Origin of the sequence: Massilia sp. LMS1-1-1.1, assembly GCF_040815535.1 — a bacterium.
Classification (GTDB): Bacteria; Pseudomonadota; Gammaproteobacteria; order Burkholderiales; family Burkholderiaceae_D; genus Janthinobacterium; species Janthinobacterium aestuarii.
Map to the genome: position 1 here is coordinate 136,115 of NZ_JBFPNG010000001.1, position 19,077 is coordinate 155,191.

Here is a 19,077-nt window from a genome sequence, read left to right on the forward strand (position 1 = left end):
ATCTCCAGAGTGGGTGGACCGGTCAAAAAGGAAACTACAGCGCCATCCTGCGCGCCCATTCATTGCCATCCCACAAGCTGCTGGGGTGTTCTTCCTGCGCCACGGGCGCATGCGATTCGTCGAGGTCGCTGAAATCCGCATGCAAGCCATCGCGGATGGCGACAAAACCGGGCGAACCGCGCTGGCGCGGGTGGGCCAGCGGCACGTCTTGCACCCGGCGCACCTTGCCGGGACGCGCATCGAGCACGACGATGCGGTCGGCCAGGTAGACGGCTTCATCGATGTCATGCGTGACCATGACCATGGTGATGCCTTCGTCTTGCCACAGCCGGCGCAGTTCCTGCTGCAAGCGCAAACGGGTCAACGCGTCAAGCGCACCGAGCGGCTCGTCCAGCAGCAGCACGTCGGGCCGCCCCACAAGGGCGCGGGCAATGGCCGCCCGTTGCGACATGCCGCCCGACAATTGATGCGGGTAGGCATCCGCATAGCCATCGAGGCCCACGCGCGTGATTTCCGCCGCCACGCGGGCTTCCCGCTCGGCCAGCGGCACCTTGGTATTGCTGAACGCCACGGCCACGTTCTGCTGCACCGTCAGCCAGGGAAACAGGCGGTGATCCTGGAACACGAGGCCCCGGTGCAGATCCGTGCCACGTATGGGCACGCCATCGTGCAGCAGCAAACCCGTGTAATCGGTGTCCAGGCCCGCCAGCAGGCGCAGCAAGGTGGATTTGCCGCAGCCGGACGCACCCACGATGGCGACGAATTCACCGGGCGCGATGGTCAGCGAAATATCGTCGAGCACGGGCAGCGGCGCGCCTTTCAGCGAAAACGACTTGCTCACGTGCTGCACTTGCAAGCCGCCGCTCAGGTGCTGCTGTTGCGGCAACAAGGCCGAGGGGGAAACGAAATCATTCATGGCGCACTCTCTGCGGTGGGGGCGAGGGAAGGAATGGCGGCGGGCGGCGCCCGGCGCAGCCAGCGGCTGCCGTGGAAAACCAGCCAGGCGGCCAGCCACGGAGCCAGCCAGATCAGGAACACATTGCGCAAGCCCGTCAGGTCGGCCAGGCGGCCCGCCGCCAGCGCGCCAGCCGTGCCGCCCACCATGCCGAACAGAGTCAAGTGGGCGGAGACCCTGGCCTTGTCGACGGGCGCGCGGGCGATATTGTCCGTATTGACGAGGTTATTCACACCCAGACCCAGGCCCAGCAGCACGGAGGCAGCCAGGTAGGCGATGCTGTTCGGCCACAGGCCGAGGATCAGCAAGGCGGCCATGATGGCCAGGTGGGCGCCGCCATACAATTGTTCGCGGTAGCGGCTGGCCAGCACGAAGCGCCCCAGGAACAGCAGCACGAGCACGCAACTGAGTCCCTGCACGGCCATCAGCCAGACGGAGTGATGCGCAGGCCAGTGCAACACGCGGATGGCCAGCAAGATGGAAAACACGCCCACGCTGGACGCCGTAAAGCTGGCGAGAATTTCAAACAGGTACGTCACGCGCACGATAGGCAGGCGCAGTAGTTCGCGCAGGCTGGCCGCGCCAGGTACGCCAGCATGTCCCTCCAGCTTGCGCGGTGCCGTATTGTCAGGCAACACTTGCCAGCCCAGCATGGCCAGGATGGCGAACATCAGAGCGGAAATCAAAAAGCCCGCCTTCAGCCCCAGCTGCGCGATCAGGTAGTTGCCGCACAGGGGTCCGAGGAATTGCATGCCGAGGATCAAGGTCCCCTTGTACCAGCCCGCCTTGCCCTGCCCCAGTTCCGGCAAGCGCACAAGGAAGACCGTGCTCATGGCTACAATGCGCAGCGAGATGCACAGGCCAACCAAGAACATCAGCAAGGCCACCCATTGCCAGCCGGGCAGCCACGGCAGCACGCAGAAGGCCAGTGCCAGGCTCAGACTCACTCCCGCGTACAAATGCTTCGGATTTCCGCGTGACAAGATATAGCCGGCAGGAATGGTACCGAGCGCCATGGCCAGGGTTTCCGCGCTGCTGATCGCAGCCAGCTGGAAATTGCTCACGTGCAAGTGCAAGCCCAGCAAGGTAGCCAGCACCTTGTTCATGCCGATGGTCACGCCCGACAGCAAGGTCAGGCCGATAAAGCGCAGCAAGAAGGCGCGCAGCTCGCCTTCGCGGGCGCTGGCGGCCGCGTCTGGCTGGAATGGCAGCGATTCACTCACTGCTGCGCCCCTTCACCAGCAAACGCGCGAGACGCGCAAACGCCACGTTCATCGCTTGCGCCAGCAAGGCGATCACGAGCACGGCCAGCAAGACGACGTCCATGCGGCCCGACACTTCGCCATTGAGCAGCAAGGAACCCATGCCGGGGCCGGCCGCAAACAGCAGTTCGCCGCCCAGGCAAGCGAGCCAGGCAAACGCCAGCGCATGCGTGATGCCCGTGACGATGGCCGGCATGGCGCCCGGCAGCAAAATCTGGCGCAGGGTCTGCCAGCGCGTCAGGGTCAGCACCTGCCCCACTTCGCGCAGGCGCCCTTCCACCTGCCGCATGCCCGCATACGTGTTGAGCACGGTCGGGTAAAAGGCGGCGATGGCGATCACCAGCAGTTTGGCGCCATCGCCATTGCCCACCCACAGGCCCAGCAGGGGAATCAGGCCCAGCAGCGGGACTTGGCGGATGCTGTGGAACAGCGGGCCGATCAGCCGGTCCGCCAGCGGCGACTGCGCCATCAGCGCGCCCGTGACGATGCCGGCGCTGCCGCCCAGCAGCAAGCCGGCCAACGTCCTGCCCAGGCTGGCGCGCAAATGCACCCACAGTTCGCCCCTCAAGACCAGATCGCGCAAGCTGTGCGCCAGGTCGCCCAGCGACACAAAAATGTAGGCGGCCGCCGCACCCTGTCCTGAGGCCCATTGCCAGGCGCCCAGCAAGGCCAGCGGCAGCAGCGCGCCCTTGATGATCAATATCAAACGCTGCTTCATTTGGACTCTCCACCGCGTTTCCAGCGCATCAGCCACGCTTCCAGCGCGTGGCAGAGCCGGTCCAGCCCAAAGCCGATCATGCCCGTCAGCACCACGCCCACCATCACCACGTCGAGGCGGAACATTTGCCGGCCCATTTCCATCATCTGGCCCAGGCCGCTGTCTGCGGCCAGCAATTCCGCACCCACCAGCACCATCCACGAACGCGACAGGGCGATGCGCATGCCCGTCAGCGCGGCCGGCACGATGGCGGGCAAGACGATCAGGCGGATGCGCTGCCAGCGCGAAAAGCAATACACTTGCGCCACTTCAAAATAGCGCTGTGACAGGTTGCGGATGGCGTCATGCACGGCCAGCGCGACGATAAAGAAGCTGGCCTTGGCCACGATAAACACCTTGAAACTCTCGCCTATGCCGAACAGCAAGATAAACAGGGGAATCAGGGCCACCGTGGGCAGCTGGCGCAAGACATTGAACGTGGGATCGACATAGCTGCGCAAGCCAGGCGACAGGCCCAGCAAGACGCCGAACGCCAGGCCCGCGCTGGCGCCCAGGCCGAAACCGGCCAGCAGGCGGAACAGGCTGATGGCCAGGTGCTGGCCCAGTTCGCCACTTTCCGCCAGGTCGCGGGCCGTCAGCAGTACTTGCCATGGCGACATCAAGATGTGCGCAGGCATCCATTCGAACGTGGTGGCCGCCGTCCACAGCAGCAGCAAGACCAGCGGCGACGCCCACACGGACCAGGGCGAGCGCACGAAGCGCCGCAGCCAGGGAACAGAGGCCGCACGCGCTGGCGCTGAGGCGCGCGGCAAGGCGATAGTCAAGGAAGTCATGGCGCCCAGTAAGTTTGCAATTTCAGCTGCGCCAGCGCCTGGTTGACGAACTGGGGCGCGAACAGGCTGTCCACTTGCAGGGGCCGCCCGATCAGGCCCGCGCTCTTCGCATACGCCGCCTCGCCCACGTAATGCTGGCGCAGGCTGGCCGTAAACAACGGCGACCAGCGCGCCTGCCACGGCGTATGGTCGCCCGCCAGTTCGCGCCGCACGACACTTTCCACCTGGCCCGCGGCCGCCTCGGTGCGCACATACTCGTCTTCGCCACCGGCGCCGGCGGCCCGGTGGTGCTCGCGCACATAGGCCGTCACCACGAGCTGGGCCAGCTGCGGATAGCTTTTCAGAAAGCTGCTGTCGGCCCACAGTTCGGCGCGCATCTTCCAGTCCTGCGGCGGCGCCTTGCTGGCCCAGATGATCTTGCCGACCTTTTTATCCTCGAGCAAAAAGGCGTCGCTGAGGGTGAAGAAGGCATCCGCGCCACCCGTGGCCACGGCCGCCGCGCCCGCCTGGGGATTGAGGTTGAGAATCTTGACGTCGCGCAAGCTCATGCCGTTCGCTTCCAGCAAGCGCGCGAACGGGTATTCCCACGGCCGGCCACGGTGCAGGGCGATCTTCTTGCCCTTCAAGTCCTTGATCGACTTGGCCGTGGAGCCGTTGGGCACCACCAGATAGGTGTTATTGGCGCTGCCGCCGGGCAAGATCAGCCGCGTCTGCAAGCCCGAGGCATTGGCGATAATCGATGGCAGATCGCCATACTGGGCCAGGTCGATCGAATGGTTGGCAAACGCTTCGTTGACTTGCGTTGCCACGGAATTGGTCGTGACGGGCACCCATTCCAGCTTTACGCCCAGCTTGCCCAGCTCGGCCGCCAGCCAGCCTTGGGATGCCACCTGGGCGGCCGAGCCGGCAAACACGGTCTTGCCGGACGGCGCCGTGCGGGCCACGACGGCGATGCGCACGGCGGCCGGCAGCGGATCGGCGGCGGCCGCGATCGTTGGCGCCAGCAGGCTTGCCGCCAGGGCGGTAGCGAGTACTTTGCGCCAGTTCAAACGTAAGAATTGCAATGACATCGTGGGCCTGTTCTTGAAAGGGTTACACGAGGTCGGTGGCAGGCAGCAGAGACAAGGCGCGCGCCGTGTCGATCAGCTTGCTCATCTTCCATTGCTGGAGCAGCACGCCGGGGCCGAAGTCGCGCGAACCGCCGATGGCTTCGGCCGCGATCTGTATCTGCGCGCCCTCTTCCAGCAGCAGGATGAATTCGGCCAGCTTCAGCAAGCCCTGCTTGCCCCACACGGTGGCGCCGCCATTCGCTTCCAGGATGGCCGTCGCATGCGTATTGCGCGCGATTTCGCCGAGGATGAAATCGACTTCCGGCTGGCGGCGGTCGATATAGATGGGAATTTCGCGGATCAGCTGGAAACGCTGCACGGGCACGTAGCGGATCGGCAGGGTGCGGTGCGTCTGCGCCCACGCGCCCAGGGACGGCGAATGCACGTGCGAGATCGACGTCACCTCGGGCCGTTCGCGGAACAGTTTTAAGTAACGCGCGCCGCCGTTGTTCGCGTCGCCCACGATCACCGTGCCATCGAGCGCCAGCACGGCCGCCTTCAATGCCTGGCCACGGCGGAACGGACCCGGATCGTTGACCACCACGACCTTGTCGCCGCCAGGGGTGCGCTCGACAAAGCCCACCGTACCGTTGGCCGTCAGGCTGCCCGTCTCGCGCAAGCCGTCGAAGGCGATCTGCGCGTCGCGCCGCACCTGCTCGACGAAGGCCAGTTCGGTCGCCGTCAGATCCTGCGCCTGTACTTGTTGTGCTTCCGCTTGTGCCACGTCCGTCATGTCATGCTCCAGTCTTTGAGGTTGAGGTACGAATCAGTCATGCCTGTACTTTCGCAAGACGCGTGCCAGCGCCGGGGCCGCGAAAATGGTGAAGCGCTGCTGCCTGCGCAACAGCGGCTGCTGGCGTGGCAGCAGCGTTGTGGAAGCGCGCTGTCGGCAAGCCAGCAAGCGGCGCGGGCACGTTTCCTGCACGGCTCAAGGCTCCACCCATCACCAAGGAATCCCATGACTACCGCACCATCTCCCGCCGTCGATACCGTCTGGTTCACCCGCTGCCCCGTGCCCACGGCGACGGGCCTGGCCTACAAACTGGGCTGGCTGGACGAGGAATTCGCCCGCGACGGCATCGCCCTGAAAACCCTGCAGGAAGTGGGCGGCGAACTGGCGCGCCACCATTACGACCACGGCTTATCCACGCTCGTGCGCGAAGGCGGAAACCTGCTGGCCCTGCCCGCGCGCGCGCAAGGGGCGCCCACGCGCCTGATCGGCCTGACGTGGATCGATGAGTGGCAAGCCATCCTCGTGCGCCCCGGTTCCGGCATCACGACACCGGCGCAGCTGCAGGGCAAGCGCCTGGCGCTGCCAGCGTTCCGCGCCGAGGACTTGCGCGAAAACCGGCGCGGGCGCAGCATCGCACGTGGCATGAGCCTGGCCGGTTACAAGGGCGTGCTGGCGTCGGCCGGCCTCACGCTCGATGATGTACGGCTGGTGGAAGTGGGAGCCGACGCCCAGGCATCGGCCAATCTCGGCGCGGGACTGTGGCAAGGCATCGCGCCGCTGCTGCGCGGCGAAGTCGATGCCGTCTACGTAAAAGGCGCGGCGGCGGCCGAAGCGGCCCGCGCGGCGGGACTGGAAGTGGGGATCGACATCGACGCCCTGCCCGACCGGCGCTTCCGCGTGAACAACGGCACGCCGCGCCCAATCACCGTGCATGAAACGATGCTGGAGCAGCATTTCGAGCTGGTCGTGCGCTTCCTGACGCAGACACTGCGCGCCGCGCACTGGGCCCGCAGCCACCAGGCCGACGTGCTGGCCATCCTGCAGGGCGAGACGCGGGCCGGCGCCGACGCCGTGGCCGAAGCTTATCGCGACGGTTTTCACCTGGCCCTGGCGCCCGACCTGTCCGATGACAAGGTGGCGCTGTTCCGCCAGCAAAAGGATTTTCAGCTGCAGCACGGTTTTCTTGACCGCGACGTGGATATCGAAAGCTGGATCGACCGGCGGCCGCTGGAGGAGGCGCAGCGGCGGCTGGCGGCGCTGCTGCGGGTGGCGGCTTGATGCGGTAGTGGTGTTGTCGGCTTACGCTGTGCTAAGCCGACCTACCGCTGCGCCAGGCCGGCCTACCTGATCAAAAAAATGGCCGGCGAGTTTGCCGGCCTTCACATCAATCAATCGCCATCAGAACTGGATCGTGTACGACGCCCCCACCGTGCGGCCCTGGCCGATGATGACGGTGTCGCCGTTGACGGCGCCCGGCACGAAGCTGGTCAAGGTGTGGTTGCGGTAGACCTTGTCGGCCAGGTTGTTCGCATACGCCGTGATGCGGTGCTTGCCGCCCGGGAGTACATACGACAGGCGCGCATTGGCCAGCGCGAAGCCGCCCTGGTTCAGCAGGTCGCGCGCGGCGTTTTGCGGGTCGACATAGTAGTACTGCTTCGATGTGTAGCGCACGTCGCCGCTGAAGACCAGCTGCGCGCCATTGCCCAGCGGGTAGCGGTAATCGGCCGCCAGCAAGGCCGTCACGTGGGACGAGCGCACGAATTCATTGCCGGAGCGGTCGCCGCCATTGTTCTGGATGGCGAAATCGTCGAATTCCGTGCGCAGCAGGCCGATATTGGCGTTGATGTGCAGATTGTCCGTCGGCTGCGCCTCGATCTCGAATTCCGCGCCATTCACATGGGCCTTGCGCACGTTCTGCAGGTAATTGACGCTTTGCGTGGGGTCGCCGTTGTACACGCCCGTGATATTGACCTGCACGTTCTTGTAGTCATAGTGAAAAACGTTGGCGTTGAAGTTCAAACGCCCGTCCAGCCACTCCGACTTGATGCCCGCCTCGAACGAATTCAGGGTTTCGGGCTTGACCGTGTTCAGTGCCCGCACATCCGTGGCGCTCGTGTTGTAGCCGCCCGACTTGATGCCATGCGCGTATTTCAGATAGCCGCGCAAGGTGCGGCTGAAGCGGTATTCGGGTGTCACGTCATACGTCAGCGCGTTCCACGTGGTCGAAGGATTCGACGTGAAGTTATTGTTGGCCACCGAGGCGGCCGCGTAATTGCCGCCCCGGACCGTGTTCCACCAGCTGGCTGCGTCGCCAAACGTCACCGTATTCGATGCGGCCTGCACGCGCTGCAAATCGAGGTCCTTGGTTTCCGTCGTCCAGCGCAGGCCAAAGGTGGACAGGAACTGTTCGCTGAAGTTGACGGTCGTGCTGCCGAAGATGGCCGCGCTGCGCGCCTTGTGCTGGTAGATCGTGCGGTTGTAGCCGACAGGCTGGGTGCTGCCCGCCAGCGCCGGCACGGTGCCGTTGGGCAGGCGCGCGCCAGCCGAATCGGAATCGATCTTTTCATTGAAGTAGAACAGGCCCGCCACCCAGCTCACGGCGCCGTTTTGCGGCGACGTCAGGCGCAGCTCCTGCGACACTTGCCGGCTGCTGGCCTTCGAGCGGCTGCGGCCCACTTCCAGCGGCGTGTTGTCGCTGTCGCCCGTCGCTTCGTTCCTGAAATTTTCATAGCCCGTGATCGACGTCAGGGTCAGCTCGCCCAGCGCATATTCCAGGTTCAGCTGCGCGCCGCCCTGCTTCACGTCGCTGTCGGCCGGCGCGTTCGTGCTCACGTCATCGGGATTGGTGCTGGGGATGTAGCCATTACGGTAGACGCCATTGGCGCCATAGCTGGCCACCGTCGTGGTGGCGCCCTTGGTCGTGTAGTCGCGGTAATGCAGGTTCAAATTGGCCGTCAGGTCGCGCCCGATCAGGGCCTTGAGCTGGCCGCGGATGGCGCTGTCCTTGAGTTTTCCATCGCGCTCGCCCGTAAACTGGTTCTGGAAGCGGCCCTTGTCCTGCTGCTCCGTGTGGAAGGACAAGCGCCCCGCCAGCACCTCGTCGACGAGCGCGCCGCCGATGGCCCCTTCGGCCAGCTTGGTGTCGTAGCTGCTGTAGTCAAGCTTGGCGTAGCCGCTGGACTTGAACGAAGGCTTGCGCGAAATGACGTTGATGGCGCCGCCCGTCGTGTTCTTGCCCCACAGCGTGCCTTGCGGGCCGCGCAGCACTTCCACCCGGTCCAGGTCGAACAAGGGAAAGCCCGTGGCGCTGGAATTGCTGATGTAGACGTCGTCGAGATAGAAGCCGACGGGATTCGGGAAATCGATCTGCTGCTGGCCCGCGCCGACGCCGCGTATCCACCAGCGGGGGCGGCCATGCTGCTGCGTGCCGGCCGAGGCGTTCGGCACGTAATTGAGGATTTCGCTGGCCGAGCGGCCGATTCCCGTGTCGAGCAGCTCCTTGCCACCGAGGACCGTGATCGCGCTCGGCACCTTCTGCGCCGATTCCTCGCGCTTTTGCGCCGTCACCGTTACCGATTGCAGGGAGGCGCCCTCGCCCCCGCCGTTCGCGTCGGCCGCGGCAATGACATCGGCGCCAGGCGCTTCGGCATGGGCCATGCTGGAAGCGAGCATCAGGCCGCCGATGGCGAAGGCCGAGCGCAGCGCACGGCGCACTGGCGTCAAATGAAAGGGGAAAGAAGAAACGGCGGCGGGGGCAGTCGAACGGCGCATGGGTGATTATCCTTGAGTAAAGTCAAAACGCGAGATGGTGATGACTGTTATTGCAAGGGGCATGCCCGCTGCCGCAGCGCAGAAAATCGTCGTCAAGTGCTTGATTTCAAAGGAAGACTATCATCATGATAGTGCTGTTGATTTGGCAGCAGCGCCGCCGCCGCGTGCTGCCTGCGCGACAGCAGGCGGTGACGCTGCTGTCGCGCCAACAGGGAAAGGATCAGGCAGCGCGCAAGAGTGCCGACGTGTGTCCGCGCACGAGCGGCAGCACTTCCTCGCCCACCCGGTACGCTTCTTCCAGGTGCGGCGTGCTGGCCAGGATGAAGGCGTCGGCACCCAGCTGCACCAGTTCGTCGAGGCGTTCGGCCACCTGCTGGTAGCTGCCGACGATGCCCTGCGTCTGCCCGCCGCGCAGCAGGTTGAAGCCGGACCAGATGTTCGGCGCCGTGATCAAGTCCTTATAGCTGTTCAGGGTCGTCGGGCGGTTGCCCCGCTGGCGCGCCGCGCCCACGGAATCGCCGCCATCGGCGCCGAGGAACTGGCGCAGGGTGGCGGGGTCCACGGCGTCAAAACCCTTGCGCACTTCGTCCCACGCTTCTTCTTCCGTCGCGCGGGCCACGATGTCGACGCGCACGGCGCATTTGATCTTGCGGCCCAAGAGCGCCGTCTTTTCATGCACGCGGGCGAATTTCTCGCGCAGCTGCTCGAACGGTTCCAGCCACGTCAGGTAGTAATCGGCGTGTTTCGAGGCCGACCCGAGGGCCGCGTCCGAAGATCCCGAAAAATAAATCTCGGGGAAATCCTGCTCCGACAGCGGCGTGGCCAGGCCCGCGTCTTCCACCTGATAGAACTTGCCCTGGTAGGAAAACGGCCCGCCGCGCCACACGCCGCGCACCACGTCGAGAAATTCCGTCGTGCGCGTGTAGCGGTCGTCGTGGCCGGCCGAATCGCCCCACCACAGCTGTGAAGGACCGCCGCCGCCCGTGATCACGTTGTACAGGGCGCGGCCGCCCGTGGCCCGCTGCAGGCTGGCCGTCATGCGCGCGGCTACCACGGGATTCAAAAAGCCGGGCTGGAACGGGATCATGAAGCGGAAGGTGCTCGTCTCGCGCGCCAGCAGCGCGGAAATGGCCCACGGTTCATCCGTCATGGGGAAAGACGGAATCAAACCGCCCTGGAAGCCCGACAGCTCGGCCGCGCGGGCGATCTCCGCCAGATAGTCGATGTAGGTAAAACCATCGGCGCCGCCGCCACCGAGGCCGGCCTGGCGCAAGTTGTCATTGCCGGGAAACCAGTCGCCGCGAAACGGCGTGCGGGCGCGGTGCGAACTCGGTTCGCCATGCGTGGGGATGCGCCAGAAAAAATCGATTGCCATGTAGTGGTACTCCTTCAAATTAGGGGATTCAGGCCGCTTGCCGTTGCGTGTACAAAGCCGCCCGCACACGGGGCAGCACATGTTCGCCGATGCGGTAGGCTTCCTCGAAATGGGGGATGGCGGCCAGCACGAAGCTGGAGATTCCCGCCTGCGCGTAGGCCTCGAGCGCAGCGCTGACCTGTGCATAGCTGCCGACCAGGGCGCCACGGGCGCCCGTCTGCGCTTGCGCAAAGCCTGGCCAGAAGGCTGCGGCACCGGCATCGAATGGCGCATCGTCAGGCAGTCCTGCCCCGCTGCGGTAGCGGCGCGCGTCGCGCAGCGCTTCCTCGAACGTTTCACGGGCCAGCACGTCGATGCGCACACCCGCCGCCACCGTGCGGCCCAGCTGGCGCGCCTGCGCTTGCAGACTGGCGATGGAAGGCTGCAGGGCCTCCACGGGCGCCGCATCGAACACGTGCACGTCGGCCTGGCGCGCCGACAGGGCCAGCGCCTCCGACGACTCACCGGTCAAATAGATGGTGTTAACGGGGTGGTTCGCCAGCGGCCCCTTGAAGCCGCCGTCCTGCACCTCGAAGAACTTGCCCTTGAAGCTGAACGGTGATGTGCTTTGCACGCCGCGCGCCACCGTGATGAATTCATCGATGCGGGGCAGAATATCGGCGTCCGGCACGGTATCGCCCTGGCGCCGGCGCGCTGCCGCATCGCCGCCGTGACCGATCTGCCAGGCAAGGCGCCCGCCCGTAAAGCGCTGGAAGCTAACGGCATTCTTCGCCGCATACACGGCCGAACCCCAGGCCGCGTCGAATTCTGCGATCAGTTTCAGGTGGCGCGTGCTGCGGGCCAGGTAGCCGGCGACGATCCAGCTTTCATCGCCCTGCGTATCGTGGCGTATCTGGATGCCATCGAAGCCCGAAAGATCGGCCGCGCGGGCGATCTGGTGCAGGTAGTCGAAATAATTGAAGGGCGGACGCGCGCCGCGCGGGTCGCTCACGCCCGCCTGCAAGGGACTGGGCGCGCCAGCCGCACGTTCGCCCCGGCGCGTGATGCCGGGCGCCGCGTAACGGCCGTCGCCGCTGGTGGGCAATTGCCAGATGAATTCGATGGTCATGCATGGACTCCTGTCGTGGGTCGAAGAAAAGGTCGCGGCGCATCGTGCGTAGCGATCTGCCCTTCCCTCCTAGCAGAAAACATGCCATGCGCTGGCTACCCATCGGCGCCCGAAACTGCTGCTTGCGCAGCAATCGACTGCAGCCACGGCAGCAATGTGTTGCGCGCGCAGCAGCCATGAAAAAAGCCGGAGCCGCATCGCTGCGGGTCCGGCTCCGGGATGCCCATCGAGCACCTAATCGATGGCGCCCGCCTTTTTCAAAAAGGTGCGCAAGATGTTGCGGCTCAGGTTCAAGTGTCTGGCCGTGCGTACCTGGTTGCGCTCATTGCGCTCCCACGCGGCGCGCACCAGTTCCTGCTGCATGGCTTCGAACTCCACGGCTTCGCCCGAGTCGAGCAAGGCTTGCCAGGCGCGGGCAAAGCGCTCGGCGGCCAACAAGTCGTCCTGCCCGGCCGCGCCATGGGTCGCATACGCGATGTCGGCGCCGCCAGCCCACGCATCTGGAGCAGGCGCAGAGACAGGTGCGGCGGCAGGCGCGCGGTGCCAGCCCGACAAACTCAAGTCCTCGTCCCGCACGACGCCGCTGCGGCATACGAGCAGCGCGCGGTGCATGACGTTTTCCAGTTCGCGGATATTGCCCGGCCATGGATAAGCGAGCAAGGCCTGCTGCGCATCGGGGCCCAGTTCCACCTCGCCCAAGTGCAATCGCTGCGCATAGATGGCCATGAAGTGGCGCGTCAGCGGCATGATGTCGCCCGGACGCTCGCGCAAGGGACGCAGCGGCAGGCCGATCACCTGCAGCCGGTAATACAGGTCTTCGCGGAAGCGCCCTGCCCGCACGGCTTCGGCCAGGTCCACGTTGGTGGCCGCGATCAGGCGCACGTCAATGGGGATGGCGCGCCGCGCGCCCAGGCGCACCACTTCGCGCTCCTGCAGCACGCGCAGCAGCTTGACCTGCATCGCCAGCGGCAGGTCGCCGATTTCATCGAGGAACAGGGTGCCGCCGCTGGCCGTCTCGAACCAGCCCGGCTTGCCCTGCTGCGCGCCCGTAAACGCGCCTTTTTCATAACCAAACAGCTCGCTCTCGACGAGGGTTTCGGAAAACGCGCCGCAGTTGATCGCCACAAAGGTCTGTTCGGCGCGCCCGCTCAAGCCGTGCACGTGGCGCGCGATCAGTTCTTTTCCCGTTCCCGTTTCGCCCGTGATCAGCACCGTCGCCTCGCTGGGGGCGATACGTTCGATCAGTTCGTGCAACTGGCGCGAACGGGGATCGGCAAAGACAAAGGCCGTGGCGCGCACCAGCAAGCTCATTTGCTGCGGGTCGCGGAAGGCGACCAGCGCCTCGCTGTCGCCGTCATCGCCGGCGCCACGGGCAAGGTGGGCGCTGCGCGCGAAATCGCTGCTGAAATTGTGGGCTAAGAGTTCCATGGGCCGACTATACCGCGCTCCATCCGCAGGCGTGAACGAATGGTGCCGCGCTAGCTTATCCGGATTTTGCATATGCGGGGCGTGGACCCGAACCTTGCTGCGGCAAGCAAGCAGGCAATGCGGCCTGCCCAGCAACCCGCACACGCTGGCGCGGGCCGCTAGACCGCCATTTGACTATGCCTGGTCGGGATCGAAATGCTTGCGCAAGCCTTGCCAGCACTCGAAATAGTCATTCTGCAGCAGTTCGCTATTCAAGGCGAATGGCGTCGGCCTGAGGATGGTGCGCGTCTCGAACATGAAGGCCATGGTATCGGCCACCTTCACGGGCGCCGACGTGTCGCTATGCGACGCCTTTTCGAACGTCTGCGCATCGGGGCCATGGCCCGACATGCAGTTGTGCAGGCTGGCGCCGCCCGGCACGAAGCCGGCCGCCTTGGCGTCGTAGACGCCGTGGATCAGTCCCATGAATTCGCTGGCCACGTTGCGGTGGAACCACGGCGGGCGGAACGTGTGTTCGGCGGCCAGCCAGCGGGGCGGGAAGATGGCGAAGTCGATCGCGCCGAACAGCGGATTTTCGCTCGGTGCCTGCAGCACGAGGAAGATCGACGGGTCCGGATGGTCGTAGCTGATCGATCCGATGACATTAAAGCGGCGTAAATCGTATTTGTAGGGCGCGTAATTGCCATGCCAGGCCACCACGTCCAGCGGCGAATGGTCGAGGGTCGTGCGCCACAGATGGCCGCCGAACTTGGCCACCAGTTCGCACGCACCGTCGATGTCTTCGTAGGCCGCGTGCGGAGTGAGGAAGTCGCGGCTATTGGCCAGGCCGTTCGAACCGATGGGCCCCATGTCGGGTAGGCGGAAGGCCGTGCCGAAGTTTTCGCACACATAGCCGCGCGCGGTGCCGTCCGGCAGAGTCACGCGGAAACGCACGCCGCGGGGAATCACGGCGATTTCCTGCGGTTCCAGCTCGATCAAGCCCAGTTCCGTGGCGATCGCCAGCCGGCCCTCTTGCGGCACGACCAGCAATTCGCCATCGGCCGAGTAAAAGAAACGCTGCATGGAGCGGTTGGCTGCATACACGTGGATGGCGCAGCCGCTCATGGTTTCAGCACTGCCATTGCCGGCCATCGTTTGCCAGCCGTCGATGAAGTCCGTTGGTGTCGCGCTGTCGGGCAGCGGCAGCGGATCCCAGCGCAGCTGGTTCGGCGGAGTGAAAGGCATGGCGTGGAAATCGCTGACGATGCGCGTGTTGGCCAACAAGGTAAAAGGCGGATGCTGGCTGGCGGGACGGATGCGGTACAGCCACGAGCGCCGGTTCTGCGCGCGCGGCGCCGTGAAGGCCGTGCCTGACAATTGTTCCGCGTACAGGCCCAGCGGCGCCTGCTGCGGCGAATTCTGCCTCTGTGGCAAGGCGCCGGCGATGGCTTCCGTGGCAAATTCGTTGCCGAAGCCGCTCTGGTAGCCAGCGCCTATCATGCGCGCTCCGCCAGGCCGTCGGCCGCGTCGCGCAGCAAGCCTTGTACCACGTCGGCCTTGCCGATGGCGCCCATGGCCAGCAAGGCGAAGCGTGCGAGGAACAGGGGCGAGCGCTGTTCGCCCAGGCCGCCCATGGTGTGGCACAGCTCGGTGTAAAGATTGTCCAGTTCGATGTCGGTCATGTTTTTTGCCTCTTCTCTGGCTATCGCCATTTTTAACCCCTTGCCAATTCCGGGGTCGGACCCTGAAGGTCCGACCCCAGCCGTTCAGCTGTTGGGTTTATTCAGTTTAAAACTTTCGCCAGCGCGTCAACCACCTGCTCCGCCCGCACTTGCCGCCAGCGCCCCAGTACATGGCCATCCGGACGCACGAGGTAAAAACTGCCAGGCTGCGCGTCGAACAGCGAAAATACCTGCGCCGTGTGGTCCCAGGCGCCTTGCACGCCACTGCGGGCGATCGCCACGGTCGTCAACGGCAATGTATCGCCCAGCGCAAGCAATTCCGCAGGCACGCAGCCATCGTCGCTGAAGTACAGCCCCGTGAAATCGCCATCAGTGCGGTTCACCAGATCGGTAATATACCCCGCTTTCTGCCCGCCGTTGTGCAGCAGCGCCAGCGGACACTCGGGCAAGACCGTGCCCGGTGCGGGACCGGCGGCAAACGTCGCACTATCTGGCGTATTCAAGGCCGACTGCGCATACGCGATGGCGCTCGTCTGGCGCGGGTTGATCAAGGAGCGCACGTGCGCGTGCTTGCCCGCCAGCCCCAGCACGGCCGTGCGCATGAGATCGAAGGCGAACGTGGGCGGCGCCATGAATTCCGTGCTTTTGGTGCCGTGGCGCAGGTTTTCATGAGCGGCGTACACGCGCTCATCCGAATAGCTGTCCAGCAAGGCATGCGGTGCCTGGCCCCTGACCACGTAGGCGAGCTTCCAGGCCAGGTTATCCGCATCGTCGATGCCCGAGTTCGCTCCGCGCACGCCGAAGATGGGCACCAGATGGGCCGCATCACCCGCGAACAGCACGGGACCGTGCCGGTATTTTTCCAGCGTCAGCGCGTTGGCTTTATAGATAGTGATCCACACGGGATGCCACGGCGCGGTTTCCCCCATCATGGCCAGCAGGCTGTCCACGCGGGGCGCCACATTTTCCAGCAGCACGGCCGCCTGCGCATCCTCGTCGTCGCGTAATTGATAGTCGATGCGCCAGATATCGTCGGGCTGCTTGTGCACCAGCACTGTCGAGCCGGGATTCGACGGCGGGTCGAAATACGCGAGCCGTTCCGTCGGACGGTCGCTCTTCAGGTGGATATCGACGATCACATAGCGCCCTTCATAGCTGGTGCCCTGCAATTTCAAGCCCAGCGCCTCGCGCACGACACTGCGCCCGCCATCGGCCGCCACCAGCCAGTCCGTGTCAATCTGGTAGGTTTCGTCGGGCGTGGCAACCGTGACCGTGGCGCCATCGGCGCGCCGGTCCACGCCGGTCACCCGCGTTTGCCAGCGGATATCGATCAGTTCCGGCTGGCGTTCGGCCGCGTCGAGCAGGAATTGCTCGATATGATATTGCGCCAGGTTGACCATGGGCGGCAGCTTCTGGTTCGCGTCTTGCGGCATCGTGAAATGCAGCACTTCCTCGTCGCGGTAAAAACTGCGCCCACCGGCCCACGGCAAGCCTTTGCTGATAAAACCGTCGAGCGCGCCCAGGCGTTCGATGATTTCCAGGCTGCGCCGCGAGATGCAGATGGCGCGGCTGCCCGTGCACACGCCATCGTCGGCCTCGATCAGCACGCAGCGCACGCCGTGGCGGGCCAGGCCCAGGGCCGTGGCCAGGCCCACGGGGCCGCCGCCGATGATCAACACAGGAACATGTTGCGTCGATGCGCCCGCCGGTTTGCCGGGCGGATACACTTTCGGCACATGGGGATAAGGGTGGAACGTGTCGCTCATGATGGTGTCCTCTTCAAGATTGTTCTTTGCCGCCACGGGCGATGGGCAGGGTCAGCACGATGGCCGCGCCCGCCACCAGCAGCACGCTGGCGTACAGCAAGCCCGTGGCAAAGCTGTGCGTGAAATCCTTCAGCCAGCCCACGACAACGGGATTCAGGGCCGAGCCGATATTGCCCGTCGCATTGATGACGGCGATGCCGATGGCGCGCGCACCGAGGCTCAGGGCACGGTCCGGCGTGGTCCAGAAGATGGACATGGCCGTGTACGCGCCCGTCGATGCCATGCATACGCCCAGCAGCTGCACGATGGGATTGGCCGAGTACGCGGTGAAGAGCCAGCCGGCGGCCGACAGCAGCATGGGCCAGACGATGTGCCAGCGGCGCTCCTGCAAGCGGTCCGAGCGGCGGCCCCAGGCAATCATGCCGATGACGGTGCACACTTGCGGAATGGCCGCCAGCAGACCGATCTGCGTGTTGCTGGCGTTGCTGTTAAAACTTTTCACGATCAGCGGTGTCCACACGGCCACCATGGCCAGGGTGTTGACCAGGCAAAAATAGGCGACGCCGAATTTCAATACCGTGGGCGACAGCATTTCCGCCATCACCGAGGTGTTGTGCCGGGGAGCCACCGGCTTGTGTTCGGCCGCCAGCATGCGCGCCAGCACCTGCTGTTCCAGCTTGCTCAGCCAGTTCGCCTTGCCAGGTGCATCATCGAGGTAGCCATACACGGCCAGGCCCAGGAACACGGATGGCATGCCTTCGAGCAAAAACAACCATTGCCAGCCCTTCAAGCCCCAGTGCCCATCGAGGCCCAGGATCAGGCCCGACAAGGCCGAACCGATGGCGGCCGTCACAGGCATGGCGATCATGAACAGGGCATTGGCGCGTGCCCGGTAGGCGCTGGGAAACCAGTACGTCAGGTACAGCAGCATGCCGGGCAGGAAGCCCGCCTCCGTCACGCCGACGAGGAAGCGCAACGCATACAGGCTGGCCGGGCCGCTGGCGAACAGGGTCGCCGTCGAGGCCAGGCCCCAGGCGATCATCATGCTGCCTATCCATTTACGCGCGCCGATGCGCGCCAGCACGATGTTGCTGGGAATGCTGCAAGCGATATAGGCGATGTAAAACAGGGTGGTGGCAAAGCCGAACTGGGTGCCGCGCAACCCCAGGTCCTGCATCATGGTCAGGCCGGCAAAGCCGATGTTGATGCGGTCAAGAAAGGAAAAAACGAACAGCAGGAACAGAAATCCCAGCAGATGGCGCGATACCTTGCGCATCACCTGCTGTTCCAGTTGATTGGCGGCCGCGTCGAGGACGGGCGCAGTGGCGGGGGTGGCCGCTTTGGCGATGGTCATGCTTGTCTCCATAAGGTGTCGCCCTCCCCTTGCTGTTTTTATTGGGTGAGAGCGGCCGGGTGATCCCGGCTTGCAACACAGTATGCAGACGACGATGCCGCCGGCTGTCCCCATTTTGGGGACATTTTGCGGCCAAAACAGTCAGAAAGGCGGAGCCATTGCTACGTCCAAGGAACTAGACAGGCGCTGGCGCCATGCACAGGGCGAACAACTGGCGCTGGCTGGAAATGCCCAGGCGTTTATAGGCGCGCTTCTGGTAAGTCGTCACGCTGGACTGCTGCACGCCCATGATCTCGGCGATTTCCACGGCCGTGAGGCCTTCGAGCACGCAGCGCAGCACGTCCAGTTCGCGCTTGCTCAAAGCGGGGCAATGCTGACGCAGCCTTGCCAGCATCATCGGCGCGACGCCTTGCGTCGCCTGGCCGTTCAGGCTGTAGTGATGCTTGACGGCATGGGCAAACAGCGGCGACAGGGTTTCGATGCCTGCCACTTCGCCAGGCTGGAACTGGCCCTGGCTGCTGTCGCGGTAGAAATTGACGGAGAGCCAGATATCGCCGGCCGGCTGCACCAGCAGGGATAGCCGGTCCGAGACATTCGGTTTTTGATAGCAGGCGGCGCGGTAGCCGGGATGGTCGATCTCGTCGCTGGCTTGCTGGTGCAGCACGATGGCGGGATCGATTTTCCGCCCCGGCGCCGGCGCGATCACGCGCTGGTTGCCATCGAGCGCGTAGTAATGGCGCGCGTAGCTGTCGGCAATATCTTGCAGGAAACGTCCACCGCGCCGGTCGGCCACGGCGACAGTCCGTGGCCGGTTGCCGAATTCATAGGCAAAGATCGTGCACTGGGCAATCGGTGCGACCGTGCTGACCGTTTTCAGGATGGCCCCGGCGACCGCATTCACGTCGGCATGGCCGATGGCAGCCATCAACTCCAGGGTACGCCCGAAGTCCAGCTGCCCTTCCGCCTGCCGCCGTTCGACGCGCCAGTAACGCATATCTGCGTCC

At 64.8% G+C, this 19,077-nt stretch carries 16 protein-coding genes; 1 reads left to right on the forward strand and 15 read right to left on the reverse strand.

The features are described 5' to 3' along the window. Positions 1-34: 34 nt before the first annotated feature. The 6 genes from MRBLMS1_RS00700 to MRBLMS1_RS00725 are packed head-to-tail and all read right to left on the reverse strand — an operon-like array spanning position 35 to position 5,610. Positions 35-916, reverse strand: a complete 882-nt coding sequence (locus tag MRBLMS1_RS00700) for an ABC transporter ATP-binding protein (protein WP_485877151.1) — start codon at positions 914-916, stop codon at positions 35-37. Further along, positions 913-2,178, reverse strand: a complete 1,266-nt coding sequence (locus tag MRBLMS1_RS00705; protein WP_485877153.1) for an MFS transporter — start codon at positions 2,176-2,178, stop codon at positions 913-915. The genes MRBLMS1_RS00700 and MRBLMS1_RS00705 overlap by 4 nt, the downstream gene beginning before the upstream one ends. After that, complete coding sequence (locus MRBLMS1_RS00710; RefSeq protein ID WP_485877154.1) at positions 2,171-2,935, reverse strand: ABC transporter permease; 765 nt, start codon at positions 2,933-2,935, stop codon at positions 2,171-2,173. The genes MRBLMS1_RS00705 and MRBLMS1_RS00710 overlap by 8 nt, the downstream gene beginning before the upstream one ends. Continuing rightward, entirely contained in the window at positions 2,932-3,768 is an 837-nt protein-coding gene (locus MRBLMS1_RS00715) for an ABC transporter permease (RefSeq protein WP_485877155.1), read from the reverse strand. The genes MRBLMS1_RS00710 and MRBLMS1_RS00715 overlap by 4 nt, the downstream gene beginning before the upstream one ends. Next, positions 3,765-4,838 (reverse strand): ABC transporter substrate-binding protein, encoded by a 1,074-nt coding sequence (locus MRBLMS1_RS00720; protein ID WP_485877156.1) that lies wholly within the window; start codon positions 4,836-4,838, stop codon positions 3,765-3,767. The genes MRBLMS1_RS00715 and MRBLMS1_RS00720 overlap by 4 nt, the downstream gene beginning before the upstream one ends. A 22-nt stretch (positions 4,839-4,860) precedes the next feature. Next, a complete protein-coding gene (locus tag MRBLMS1_RS00725; RefSeq protein WP_485877159.1) occupies positions 4,861-5,610 on the reverse strand; it encodes a class II aldolase/adducin family protein in 750 nt (249 codons plus the stop codon). A 225-nt stretch (positions 5,611-5,835) separates the two neighbouring features. Here MRBLMS1_RS00725 and MRBLMS1_RS00730 point away from each other — a divergent pair, with 225 nt between their 5' ends. Continuing rightward, positions 5,836-6,888 (forward strand): ABC transporter substrate-binding protein, encoded by a 1,053-nt coding sequence (locus tag MRBLMS1_RS00730; RefSeq protein WP_485877161.1) that lies wholly within the window; start codon positions 5,836-5,838, stop codon positions 6,886-6,888. Between the two features lie 120 nt (positions 6,889-7,008). Here MRBLMS1_RS00730 and MRBLMS1_RS00735 read toward each other — a convergent pair whose 3' ends face one another. The 9 genes from MRBLMS1_RS00735 to MRBLMS1_RS00775 form a co-directional block, all read right to left on the reverse strand. After that, positions 7,009-9,381, reverse strand: coding sequence for a TonB-dependent receptor (locus MRBLMS1_RS00735; protein WP_485877162.1), 2,373 nt, complete (start codon positions 9,379-9,381; stop codon positions 7,009-7,011). Positions 9,382-9,601: 220 nt separating this feature from the next. Then, the gene (locus MRBLMS1_RS00740) at positions 9,602-10,756 is read right to left on the reverse strand and encodes an LLM class flavin-dependent oxidoreductase (protein ID WP_139089279.1); all 1,155 of its coding nucleotides are present in this window, start codon (positions 10,754-10,756) and stop codon (positions 9,602-9,604) included. Between the two features lie 28 nt (positions 10,757-10,784). Further along, positions 10,785-11,864, reverse strand: a complete 1,080-nt coding sequence (locus MRBLMS1_RS00745) for an LLM class flavin-dependent oxidoreductase (RefSeq protein ID WP_485877164.1) — start codon at positions 11,862-11,864, stop codon at positions 10,785-10,787. A 234-nt stretch (positions 11,865-12,098) separates the two neighbouring features. Beyond that, entirely contained in the window at positions 12,099-13,292 is a 1,194-nt protein-coding gene (locus tag MRBLMS1_RS00750; RefSeq protein WP_485877166.1) for a sigma-54 interaction domain-containing protein, read from the reverse strand. 174 nt (positions 13,293-13,466) lie between these two features. Then, a complete protein-coding gene (gene hmgA / locus MRBLMS1_RS00755; RefSeq protein WP_485877168.1) occupies positions 13,467-14,771 on the reverse strand; it encodes a homogentisate 1,2-dioxygenase in 1,305 nt (434 codons plus the stop codon). Next, positions 14,768-14,953, reverse strand: coding sequence for a DUF2783 domain-containing protein (locus tag MRBLMS1_RS00760; RefSeq protein ID WP_034755818.1), 186 nt, complete (start codon positions 14,951-14,953; stop codon positions 14,768-14,770). Before MRBLMS1_RS00760 ends, hmgA begins: the two co-directional genes overlap by 4 nt. Positions 14,954-15,054: 101 nt before the next feature. Next, the gene (locus MRBLMS1_RS00765) at positions 15,055-16,719 is read right to left on the reverse strand and encodes an FAD-dependent oxidoreductase (RefSeq protein ID WP_485877170.1); all 1,665 of its coding nucleotides are present in this window, start codon (positions 16,717-16,719) and stop codon (positions 15,055-15,057) included. 13 nt (positions 16,720-16,732) lie between these two features. Next, positions 16,733-18,073 carry an MFS transporter gene (locus MRBLMS1_RS00770; protein ID WP_485877171.1) on the reverse strand — a complete coding sequence of 447 codons (1,341 nt, stop codon included), beginning with the start codon at positions 18,071-18,073 and terminating at the stop codon, positions 16,733-16,735. Between the two features lie 175 nt (positions 18,074-18,248). Next, complete coding sequence (locus tag MRBLMS1_RS00775) at positions 18,249-19,067, reverse strand: helix-turn-helix domain-containing protein (RefSeq protein WP_485877173.1); 819 nt, start codon at positions 19,065-19,067, stop codon at positions 18,249-18,251. Positions 19,068-19,077: the final 10 nt, after the last annotated feature.

Coding starts and splice junctions, on each gene's coding strand:
- MRBLMS1_RS00700 (WP_485877151.1), bottom strand. CDS start 916: ATGAATGATTTCGTTTCCCCCTCGGCCTTGTTGCCGCAACAGCAGCAC.
- MRBLMS1_RS00710 (WP_485877154.1), bottom strand. CDS start 2,935: ATGAAGCAGCGTTTGATATTGATCATCAAGGGCGCGCTGCTGCCGCTG.
- MRBLMS1_RS00715 (WP_485877155.1), bottom strand. CDS start 3,768: ATGACTTCCTTGACTATCGCCTTGCCGCGCGCCTCAGCGCCAGCGCGT.
- MRBLMS1_RS00720 (WP_485877156.1), bottom strand. CDS start 4,838: ATGTCATTGCAATTCTTACGTTTGAACTGGCGCAAAGTACTCGCTACC.
- MRBLMS1_RS00725 (WP_485877159.1), bottom strand. CDS start 5,610: ATGACGGACGTGGCACAAGCGGAAGCACAACAAGTACAGGCGCAGGAT.
- MRBLMS1_RS00730 (WP_485877161.1), top strand. CDS start 5,836: ATGACTACCGCACCATCTCCCGCCGTCGATACCGTCTGGTTCACCCGC.
- MRBLMS1_RS00735 (WP_485877162.1), bottom strand. CDS start 9,381: ATGCGCCGTTCGACTGCCCCCGCCGCCGTTTCTTCTTTCCCCTTTCAT.
- MRBLMS1_RS00740 (WP_139089279.1), bottom strand. CDS start 10,756: ATGGCAATCGATTTTTTCTGGCGCATCCCCACGCATGGCGAACCGAGT.
- MRBLMS1_RS00745 (WP_485877164.1), bottom strand. CDS start 11,864: ATGACCATCGAATTCATCTGGCAATTGCCCACCAGCGGCGACGGCCGT.
- MRBLMS1_RS00750 (WP_485877166.1), bottom strand. CDS start 13,292: ATGGAACTCTTAGCCCACAATTTCAGCAGCGATTTCGCGCGCAGCGCC.
- hmgA (WP_485877168.1), bottom strand. CDS start 14,771: ATGATAGGCGCTGGCTACCAGAGCGGCTTCGGCAACGAATTTGCCACG.
- MRBLMS1_RS00760 (WP_034755818.1), bottom strand. CDS start 14,953: ATGACCGACATCGAACTGGACAATCTTTACACCGAGCTGTGCCACACC.
- MRBLMS1_RS00765 (WP_485877170.1), bottom strand. CDS start 16,719: ATGAGCGACACGTTCCACCCTTATCCCCATGTGCCGAAAGTGTATCCG.
- MRBLMS1_RS00770 (WP_485877171.1), bottom strand. CDS start 18,073: ATGACCATCGCCAAAGCGGCCACCCCCGCCACTGCGCCCGTCCTCGAC.
- MRBLMS1_RS00775 (WP_485877173.1), bottom strand. CDS start 19,067: ATGCGTTACTGGCGCGTCGAACGGCGGCAGGCGGAAGGGCAGCTGGAC.